4 protein-coding genes and 1 pseudogene are annotated in these 3,680 nt (G+C 69.8%); 4 read left to right on the top strand and 1 reads right to left on the bottom strand.

Translation table 11 applies throughout. From position 1 onward, the window contains the following. From VD972_RS14025 to VD972_RS14010, 4 genes are all read left to right on the top strand, one after another. Positions 1 to 924, top strand: a 924-nt coding sequence (locus VD972_RS14025) for a hypothetical protein (protein ID WP_324986692.1), incomplete at its 5' end; no start/stop codon positions are given. Between the two features lie 4 nt (positions 925 to 928). Further along, positions 929 to 1,492, top strand: a complete 564-nt coding sequence (gene rsmD / locus VD972_RS14020) for a 16S rRNA (guanine(966)-N(2))-methyltransferase RsmD (RefSeq protein WP_324986689.1) — start codon at positions 929 to 931, stop codon at positions 1,490 to 1,492. Positions 1,493 to 1,525: 33 nt separating this feature from the next. Then, on the top strand, positions 1,526 to 2,008 hold the full coding sequence (gene coaD, locus VD972_RS14015) for a pantetheine-phosphate adenylyltransferase (RefSeq protein WP_324986686.1): 483 nt from the start codon (positions 1,526 to 1,528) through the stop codon (positions 2,006 to 2,008). A 49-nt stretch (positions 2,009 to 2,057) separates the two neighbouring features. Continuing rightward, positions 2,058 to 3,248, top strand: a complete 1,191-nt coding sequence (locus VD972_RS14010) for a pyridoxal phosphate-dependent aminotransferase (RefSeq protein ID WP_324986683.1) — start codon at positions 2,058 to 2,060, stop codon at positions 3,246 to 3,248. A gap of 10 nt (positions 3,249 to 3,258) precedes the next feature. Here the strand turns inward: VD972_RS14010 and VD972_RS14005 are convergent. Continuing rightward, positions 3,259 to 3,680, bottom strand: a pseudogene (locus tag VD972_RS14005) (protein kinase); the annotation flags it as partial.

Raw genomic sequence — 3,680 nt, 5'->3', positions numbered from 1 at the left:
CCGGCGGCCCTGCCGTGCGTGCCGGTGCGGGCCAAGGCGACCGTGCCGGGGCTGCTGACGGCGGCCCGGGCGGAGGACTCGGTGCTGGGGCTGGCGTGCTCCCACCCGCTGGCGGACCGAGGCGCCACGGAGCGCTTCCTGGCCTCCGTGAAGGCCGCCGCCGCGGAGTCCGAGCACGCGCGCCCCCTCTTCCTGCAGGCCGGGCCGGTGCGGGTGGCCAAGCCCAAGCCGGAGGGGGTGGCGTTTCAGCAGGAGGCGATCTTCCGCCTGGTGGACGACGGGTTCTCCCTGGTGTCGCTGGATGTGTCCCGGCTGGATCCCAGCTCGGCGGTGGAGGTGATCCGCTCCCTGTGCGCTCCGCTGCGTGAGCGGGAGCTGCCTATGGAGCTGACGCTGCCGGCGCGCCCGCACGAGGGGGCAAGCCTGACGGACACGGCGCGCCCGCTGCTGGAGGGCCTGCGCAAGGGCGGGGTGCCGGTGGGCTTCCTGCGAGTGCCCGCGGCGGAGTTCGGCGAGGAGGATCTGGACGTGGGGCTGCTGCACCTGCTGGTGGAGCTGGCCACGGACTTCGGCGTGAGCGTGACGGTGGCGGACGTGCCAGAGCACGCCGTGCGCTCGCTGCCCACGCTGGTGGCGGCGGGGGTGCGCAAGGTGGACTGTGCAGCACCCTTCGAGCGGCTCTCGCTGGCGGCGTGGCCGGCGGAGGCGCGGGCCGTGGTGGAGCAGAAGGCCGACACCGCGGGCATGTCTCCGGGCGAGCTCTTGGGGCTCATCGAGGAGCAGCTCCCACCGCTGGAGACCGCCGCGCGCGAGCGACTGGAGGCCCTGTCCTTCACCGAGGCGACTGAGATGATCTCCATGTTGGGGGCCTCGAGGTCGGGCTGGCGCTCCATGGTGTGGCTGGCCGAGAACCAGGGCGACTGAGCGGATGCGGATCGTCGCGGGCAGCGCGAAGGGCCGAGCGCTCCAAGGGCCCAAGCCGACGTCCCGGCACATCCGCCCCACGGCGGATCGGGTGCGGGAGACGCTCTTCAACGTGCTCGGGCAGTGGCTGGAAGGGCAGGCGGTGCTGGATCTGTACGCGGGCACGGGGGCGCTGGCGCTGGAGTCCCTCTCGCGCGGCGCGGGCCGGGCCGTGCTGGTGGACTCGGACCGCGAGGCCCTGGCGCTGTGCCGGCAGAACACGGATGCCCTGGGGTTCTCCGGCCAGGTGGAGATCCTCGGCCAGCCGGTGGCGCGGGCGGTGGAGGCGCTGGGCAAGCGAGGGGAGCGCTTCGAGCTCATCTTCGCGGACCCGCCCTATGCGGCCCGGGTGGTGGAGACGGTGCTGGAGCAGGTGGGGCAGGCGGGGCTGCTGACGCCCGGCGGGATGGTCGTCATCGAGCACGACAAGCGCGAGCCTGCCCCCGAGTCCGAGTCCCAGCATGGGTTTGCCCGGGTGGACCAGCGCCGGTTCGGGGACACGCTGGTGAGCTTCTACCGCATTCCTTGACCGACCCGTGGGGTGGGCCGAGACTCCGGCGTCATGCCGGTGGCCATCTACCCAGGTTCCTTCGATCCGCTCACCAACGGGCACCTCAGCCTCATCCAGCGCGGCCTCCAGATGTTCGATCGGGTGATCGTGGCCATCGCGGTCAACCCGAAGAAGACGCCGCTCTTCACCCTGGACGAGCGGCGCGAGCTCATCCGCGAGGCCTGCCCCGATCCCCGAGTGGAAGTCGATGCCTTCCAGGGGCTCCTGGTGGAGTACGCCAAGCAGCGCAACGTGAGCGTCCTGCTCCGAGGGCTGCGCGCCGTGTCGGACTTCGAGTACGAGTTCCAGCTGGCCAACATGAACCGCAAGCTGGCGCCGGGCATCGAGACCGTCTTCATGATGACGGGTGAGGATTACTTCTACATTTCGTCACAGCTCGTCCGGGAAGTCGCCTCCCTGGGGGGAGACGTGACGGGCCTGGTGCCGAGCAACGTGCACGCGAAGCTGGTGGCCAAGTTCGCTTGGAAGCCTTGAGCCGCTCGTACCCCTTGTCCGGCCTGGCGTCTCGCGATAGCAACCGGCCATGCAATTGGCACAGCGCATCAAAGCCATCAAGCCGTCCCCCACGCTGGCGCTCAACGCACGCGCCAAGGCGCTGGCGGCGCAAGGCGTAGACGTGGCGGGGTTCGTGGCCGGCGAGCCGGACTTCGACACCCCCGAGTTCATCAAGCAGGCCGCGATTGACTCCCTGAAGGCGGGCTTCACCAAGTACACGCCCACGGCGGGCATCCCCGAGCTGCGCGAGGCCATCTGCGCGAAGCTCCAGCGGGACAACCAGCTCACCTACACGCCGGATCAAGTGCTGGTGTCCGTGGGGGCGAAGCACTCGCTCTACAACATCTTCCAGGCGCTGCTGAACGAGGGTGACGAGGTCATCATCCTCACGCCGTACTGGGTGAGCTACCCGGACATGGTGCTGCTGGCGGGCGGGCGCCCTGTCTTCATCGAGACGCGCGAGGAGAATGGCTTCGCGCCGGATCCAGAGGCCATCCGCCGTGCGCTCACCCCGCGCACCCGGGCCATCGTGCTCAACAGCCCCAGCAACCCCAGCGGCGCTGTGTTCTCGCGCGCGGCGCTGGAGGGCATTGCCGCGGCGGTGAAGGGGCATGACTGCCTGATCATCAGCGACGACATCTACGAGAAGCTGCTCTACGAGGGGCAGTTCCTGAACATCGCCAACGTGGCGGCGGACCTGGTGCCTCGGCTGGTGGTGGTCAACGGCATGAGCAAGGCGTACTCGATGACAGGCTGGCGCCTGGGGTACGCGGCGGGCCCGAAGCCGCTCATCTCGGCCATGCAGATGATCCAGGACCAGTCGACGTCGAACCCTACCTCTATGGTGCAGAAGGGGGCGCTGGCGGCGCTGAAGGGGCCGACGGACTTCATCGCCACCATGGTGGAGGAGTTCCGCGCGCGCCGGGAGCTGATCGTCTCGGGGCTCAACGCGCTGGAGGGGGTGAAGTGCCGCAAGCCCGAGGGGGCCTTCTACGTGTTCCCGGACGTGCGAGGCCTGCTGCAGCGCTCGTACAAGGGGGCGCCGCTGGGCACGTCGGCGCGGATCTCCGAGATCCTCCTGGATGACTTCCGGGTGGCGGTGGTGCCGGGTGCTCCCTTCGGAGCCGAGGGCTACCTGCGGCTGAGCTTTGCCACCTCGCGCGAGGTGATCCAGAAGGGCCTGGGGCGCCTGCGCGACTTCGTCGCAGCGCTGAGCTGAGCGCTTCCTCTTACGGGGACAGCAGCCGCATGGCGAAGTCGCTCAGGTCCCGAGGGACGCGTGGGTTGATGACATGGGGCGGGAGGATGAGTGGCCCGGGCTGCCGGCGGGTCAGGGTCTCGTAGAGCATCACGCCCATGCTGCGGACATCTCCCGTGGTCTCCGCCTCCGGGACAGGCCCCTCCCCCGCGAAGGCGCCGCCCAGGTCGATGATGACCGGCTGCAGGCCTCCTTCCCGGAGCTTCACGTCATCGCAGGTCAGGTGGGGGTAGCGCACGCCCGCGTCGTGCATGACGACCAGCGCGGTGGCGATCCGCTCGAACACCCGCATGATGTCCCGAGCGGTGGGGCCTGGCGTGCTGTACCACTGCGTGAGGGACACGCCCGGCACGTTCTCCAGGACGAGGAACCAGCCACCCAGCGACTGATCCG

Source organism: Hyalangium sp. (assembly GCF_035629615.1).
Taxonomy (GTDB): domain Bacteria; phylum Myxococcota; class Myxococcia; order Myxococcales; family Myxococcaceae; genus Hyalangium.
Note: the sequence above shows the minus strand (reverse complement) of the source record. Positions and strands in the feature narration are given on the sequence as shown.

Excerpts from the sequence above, each read along its gene's own strand:
- VD972_RS14010 (WP_324986683.1), top strand. The coding sequence starts at position 2,058 with ATGCAATTGGCACAGCGCATCAAAGCCATCAAGCCGTCCCCCACGCTG.
- coaD (WP_324986686.1), top strand. The coding sequence starts at position 1,526 with ATGCCGGTGGCCATCTACCCAGGTTCCTTCGATCCGCTCACCAACGGG.
- rsmD (WP_324986689.1), top strand. The coding sequence starts at position 929 with ATGCGGATCGTCGCGGGCAGCGCGAAGGGCCGAGCGCTCCAAGGGCCC.